At 73.3% G+C, this 5,034-nt stretch carries 5 protein-coding genes and 1 pseudogene; all 6 read left to right on the forward strand.

What is annotated here, in order from left to right; all coding sequences use genetic code 11:
- Positions 1 to 603 (forward strand): annotated as a pseudogene (locus A9O63_RS18110) (biotin-dependent carboxyltransferase family protein); the annotation flags it as partial.
- Complete coding sequence (locus tag A9O63_RS18115; RefSeq protein ID WP_069333170.1) at positions 600 to 1,262, forward strand: GntR family transcriptional regulator; 663 nt, start codon at positions 600 to 602, stop codon at positions 1,260 to 1,262. The pseudogene A9O63_RS18110 and the gene A9O63_RS18115, both read left to right, overlap by 4 nt.
- Positions 1,259 to 2,254: an NAD(P)-dependent oxidoreductase gene (locus A9O63_RS18120; RefSeq protein ID WP_069333171.1), complete on the forward strand. Its 996-nt coding sequence runs from the start codon at positions 1,259 to 1,261 to the stop codon at positions 2,252 to 2,254. Before A9O63_RS18115 ends, A9O63_RS18120 begins: the two co-directional genes overlap by 4 nt.
- Positions 2,251 to 3,531 (forward strand): Zn-dependent hydrolase, encoded by a 1,281-nt coding sequence (locus A9O63_RS18125; RefSeq protein ID WP_069333172.1) that lies wholly within the window; start codon positions 2,251 to 2,253, stop codon positions 3,529 to 3,531. The genes A9O63_RS18120 and A9O63_RS18125 overlap by 4 nt, the downstream gene beginning before the upstream one ends.
- The gene (locus tag A9O63_RS18130) at positions 3,528 to 4,163 is read left to right on the forward strand and encodes a GntR family transcriptional regulator (protein WP_069333173.1); all 636 of its coding nucleotides are present in this window, start codon (positions 3,528 to 3,530) and stop codon (positions 4,161 to 4,163) included. The genes A9O63_RS18125 and A9O63_RS18130 overlap by 4 nt, the downstream gene beginning before the upstream one ends.
- Positions 4,164 to 4,167: 4 nt before the next feature.
- Positions 4,168 to 5,034: M24 family metallopeptidase (locus tag A9O63_RS18135; protein WP_069333174.1), on the forward strand; the 867-nt coding region annotated here is incomplete at its 3' end.

The raw sequence follows: 5,034 nt of genomic DNA on the forward strand, positions 1-5,034 counted from the left end.
CCCGACGAGGCCGACGCGCCCTGCCTGCGCCCCGACAGCCGGCTGGACGGCGCGGCCCCCTTCCGCGAGACGGGCCCGATCCGGCTGATCCTCGGCCCGCAGGACGGCCATTTCGCCCCCGAGATCGTGGCGCGCCTCACCGGGTGCGACTTCACCGTGACCCCGCAGCGCGACCGGATGGCCATGGTGCTGGGCGGCACCGACCTGCCTGCCGCGCGCGGCCACGACATCGTCTCGGACGGCACGGTGCCGGGCTCGGTGCAGGTGCCGGGCTCGGGGATGCCGCTCGTGCTTCTGGCGGAAAGCCAGACCACCGGCGGCTATCCCAAGATCGGCACCGTGGCCTCGGTCGATCTCGCGCGGCTCGCGCAGATGCCCGTGGGCGCGCAGGTCCGCTTCGCGCTGATCCCGGCCGAGGAGGGCGAGGATCTCTGGATCGCGCGGCAGGCGCGGCTCCGGCGGCTTCTCGAGGCGCTGGTGGCCAAGCCCGAGGGCGTCCTGCGGTCGGATTACCTCTTGTCCTGCGATCTCGTGGGCGGCTTCTACGAGCCGGGCGAGATCGTGCGTCCCGTCACGATTCGGGGCCCGGAGGAATGTTCATGAGTGCCCCCAGACCGCTCGCCCACGAGGCCTACCAGCGCATCATCTCGATGATCTTCGAAGGCGCCCTGAAATCGGGCGACCTGTTGCAGGAGGCCGCCCTGGGCGAGGTCTTCGGCATGTCGCGCACCCCCGTGCGCGAGGCGATCAAGCGGCTGGAAAGCGAGGGCCTCGCCGTCGTCGAGGGCCGCTTCACCTGCGTGCGCAGCGTGACGGCCGCCGATGTCGAGGAGGTCTTCTTCCTCCGGCTCGAGCTCGAGCCGCTCGCGGCGCGCTCGGCGGTGCGGCTGCCGCCCGCTCAGGTCGATGCGATGGAAGAGCGCGTGCGCCTCCTGATGGCGTCGGACCCGGCGGTCAACGATCTCCAGCGCCAGACCGACTACGAGTTCCACCACCTGCTCGGGCGCGAGTTCGGCAATCAGGCCGTGGCCCAGACGGTGGCGGCCCTGCATCGGCGCACCTGCATCTTCGACCACAGTCAGGTGCCCGAACGGTTCCTGCGCGGCTGCGAGGAACATCTGGAGATCCTCGACGCCGTGCGCAGCGGCAATGCCGACGCGGTCGAGGCCGGGCTGCGGGCCCATCTCGAACATGCGCGCGATGCCGTGCTCCTCCGTCTGCGCCGCGCCCGCGCGGCGACCGCTTCCGCGAGTGCCTCATGAACTGCCTGATCATCCAACCCATCCACGAGGCGGGTCTCGCCGCCCTTCGCGCGGCCGGGATCGCGCCGATCCTCTGCCCCGCGCCCGACATGGCGACGGTGGCGCGCCACATGGGCGGCATCGATGCCGTCATCACCCGCGACGCGGGCCTCGATGCCGCGGCCTTCGCCGCGGGCGACCGGCTCCGGGCGGTGGTGGTCCATGGTGCGGGCCACGATCCGGTGGACAAGGAGGCCGCGGCGCGCAAAGGCGTGGTGGTGGCCAATACCCCGGGCGCCAATGCGCGCTCGGTGGCCGAACTGGCCGTGGGCCTCGCGCTCGCGGTGGCCCGCCGCATCCCCGCCGCCGACCGCGCGGTCCGCGAGGGGCGGGCGGGCTTTCGCGAATCCGCCCGCTTCTCGGAACTGCGGGGCCGCACCGCGCTGATCGTGGGCTGGGGGGCCAGCGGCCGCGAGACCGGGCGGATGCTGGCGCAGGCCTTCGACATGCGCCTCCTCGTCCATTCGCCGCGCGTGCCGCAGATCGACGGGGCCGAGCGGGTGGCGGGCCTTGCCGAGGGACTGGCCGCGGCCGACCTCGTGTCGCTCCACACGCCGCTGCGCCCCGAGACCCACCACATGATGGATGCGCGCGCCTTTGCCGCCATGCGGCCGGGCGCCATCCTCATCAACATGGCCCGCGCGGGCCTCGTGGACGAGTCGGCGCTGCTCGAGGCGGTGGCCTCGGGGCATCTCGGCGGCGCGGGGCTCGACGTCTGCTCGCCCGGTGCGCCGTCGGGCCCGCTGGCCGGGCACGGCAACGTGGTCTTCACGCCCCACCTCGGCGGCACGACCGAGGAGGCGCTCCGCCGCGTGGCCCTCGAGGCCGTGCGCCATGTCATCACCGCGCTCGAGGGCCGGCTGCCCGAAACCGCGATCAACCCCGACGTCTGGCGCGCGGAGCCCCGCAGCTCCGCGTCCGTCGCAACCAAGGTCGGAGGGACCCAAGCATGACCGATCTGCCCCTGTCCCAGGACGCCCCCGCCCGCGCCATCCGCAGCACCATCGACCGGGTGCTGGCCGAGGTGAACGCGCTTTCCGAGGGCGGCCCCGGCTGGACGCGCCCTTCCTATTCCGATCTGGAAAGCCATGCCCATGCGCTGATCGAGGCCGAGGCCCGCGCACTCGGCATGAGCGTCAGCCGCGACCATGCCGGCAACCTTTTCGCCCGGATGGAGGGGCGCGACCCGAGCCTTCCGCCGCTCCATTGCGGCTCGCACCTCGACACGGTGGCCGAGGGCGGCGCCTTCGACGGGCAGGCGGGGGTGGCCGCGGCGCTGGCGCTCGTCGCGGCCATGCGCGAGGCGGGCGTCACGCCCGAGGCCGATTTCGTCCTGACCGTGACCCGCGCCGAGGAGAGCGTCTGGTTCCCCGTCTCCTACATCGGCTCGCGGGCGGCGCTCGGCCGGCTCCTGCCCGAAGAGCTCGAGGCGCGCCGCGTCGACACCGGCCGGACGCTGGCCGAGCACATGCGCGAGCAGGGCTTCGACCCCGACGCCCTGATGCGGGCCGAGCCGCCGAAGCCCGCGCGCTTTCTCGAGTTCCACATCGAGCAGGGCCCCGTTCTCGACCGGGCGGGCGAGCCCTATGGCATCGTCTCGGCCATCCGCGGCGGGCTGCGCTATCGCGCGGCCGAGGTGCATGGCACCTGGGCCCATTCCGGCGGTGCGCCGCGCGCGGGCCGCGCCGATGCGGTGGTGGCCTTCGCCGACCTCGTCATGGCGATGGACCGTGCGTGGGAGGCGTTCCTCTCCCGCGGCGCGGACCTCACCGTGACCTTCGGCAAGGTCGATGCGGCCTCGCCCGCCCATGCCATGGCCAAGGTGCCGGGCGAGCTCGCCTTCTGCCTCGACCTGCGCTCCGAGGATGTGACGGTGCTGGAGGCGGCCGATCAGGTGCTGCGCGAGGAGATCCGCCGCATCGAGACCGAACGGCCCGGCATCCGCTTCGATCTGGGCACCCAGAGCCGCAGCCAGCCTGCGCGCCTGTCGCCTGCGATGATCGACTGGGTGGCGGGCGGCGCCGCGCGCCGGGGCGATCAGCCGCGCCGGATGCTCTCGGGCGGCGGCCACGATGCGGCGGCCTTCGCCAGCGCCGGCTGGGACAGCGTCATGGTCTTCATCCGCAACTGGAACGGCAGCCATTGCCCCGACGAGGGGATGGATCCGGCCGACCTCGCCCGCGCGGTGGAGGCGGTCTTCGCCGCGCTGTCGGGGAACGGCTCCCCATGAGTTCCGAGACGCTCTCGCACAGCGCCTACCGCCGTCTCCGCGAGGATATTCTCGAGGGGCGGATCGCGCCCAACACCATCCTGACCGAGCGCGAGCTGGCCGAGCGGCTGGGTATCTCGCGCACGCCGCTGCGCTCGGCGCTGTCGGTGCTCGAGCGCGAGCAGGTGATCGAGCGGATGGTGAACGGCACGCTGCTGGTGCGGCTCGTCTCGGTCGAGCAGCTGCTCGACATCATCCAGCTCCGGCTGATCCTCGAGCGGGCCGCCGCGCGCCGGGCCGCGGGGTTCGGCCTCACGCCCGAGCTCGAGGCCGCGCGCGAGGCGCAGCTGCGCTATCTCGGCGCAGGCGCGATGGATTTCGAGAGCTTCTGGCAGGATGACGGCATCTTCCACCGGGCGGTGGCGCTGGCGGCCGGGCTCACGCTCCTGCCGGGGCTGCTCGCCGAACAGCGCGCCATCGTGCGGCGCAGCACCATCATCCGCACCCACACCAATTTTGCCGACCAGGCCCGGGAACATATCGCGGTGATCGACGCGATCGCCGGCCGCGACGCCGAGGCCGCCTCGGCCGCCATGGCGCTTCATTTCGACCGCATGCGCGCCCGCACGCTGGGCTGGCTCAACAAGGACTGATCCGATGTCGACATTCCCGGCAGACACCGCGGCCGACCCGCTCCGCGGCCGCGACGCGGTTTTCCCGGCCGCCGAATTCGCGGGCCGCATCGCGCGGCTGCAAGCGGCCACCGCAGAGCTCGGCGCCGATGCGCTGGTGCTGCTCGGACCCGAGAACATCTTCTGGGCCACCGGGCGGCAGACGGCAGGCTATTTTGCCTTCCAGGCCCTCGTGGTGCCGGTCGAGGGGGCACCCGTGCTGCTCGTGCGCCAGCTCGAGACGACGGGCGCGCGCGCCTCGACCTGGCTTGCCGACATCCGCGCCTGGCAGGACGGCGAGGACCCCGCCGCGGCACTCGGCAGCCTCGTGCGGGATCTGGGCCTCGGGCGCATCGCCATGGAGCGCGGCGCCTGGTTCATCGGTCAGGACCTGTCCGAGCGCATCGCGCAGGCCCTTGCGGGCGTGGCGCTGATCGACGGGTCGGGCGTGGCCGAGCGGCTGCGCGCGGTGAAATCGCCGGCCGAGCTGTCCGCGATCCGCAAGGCCGCGGGCTATGCCGAGGCCGCCATCGCCGCCTCGATCGAGGCCTGCCGCGCGGGCGTCAGCGAGAACGAGGTGGCCGCCGCCATGATGGGCGCGGCCATCCTCGCGGGCTCCGAAGCCATGGCGATGGAGCCGCTCGTCTCGTCGGGGCCGCGCTCGGGCGTGCCCCATGCGACCTGGCGGCGACGGCTGCTTCAGCCCGGCGACGGGGTCTTCCTCGAACTGGCCGCGAGCCACGACCGCTATCACGCGGCGCTCATGCGCAGCGTCTGGATCGGCCCGCCGCCCGCCGAGGCCGCGCGCATGATGGACACGGCCGAGCGCGCGCTCGATGCGGCGCTGGCGGCG

Origin of the sequence: Cereibacter johrii, from assembly GCF_001720585.1 — a bacterium.
Classification (GTDB): Bacteria; Pseudomonadota; Alphaproteobacteria; order Rhodobacterales; family Rhodobacteraceae; genus Cereibacter_A; species Cereibacter_A johrii.

Bases quoted from the DNA above. Each gene is read 5' to 3' on its own strand.
- A9O63_RS18120 (WP_069333171.1), top strand. From the start codon at position 1,259: ATGAACTGCCTGATCATCCAACCCATCCACGAGGCGGGTCTCGCCGCC.
- A9O63_RS18130 (WP_069333173.1), top strand. From the start codon at position 3,528: ATGAGTTCCGAGACGCTCTCGCACAGCGCCTACCGCCGTCTCCGCGAG.
- A9O63_RS18115 (WP_069333170.1), top strand. From the start codon at position 600: ATGAGTGCCCCCAGACCGCTCGCCCACGAGGCCTACCAGCGCATCATC.
- A9O63_RS18125 (WP_069333172.1), top strand. From the start codon at position 2,251: ATGACCGATCTGCCCCTGTCCCAGGACGCCCCCGCCCGCGCCATCCGC.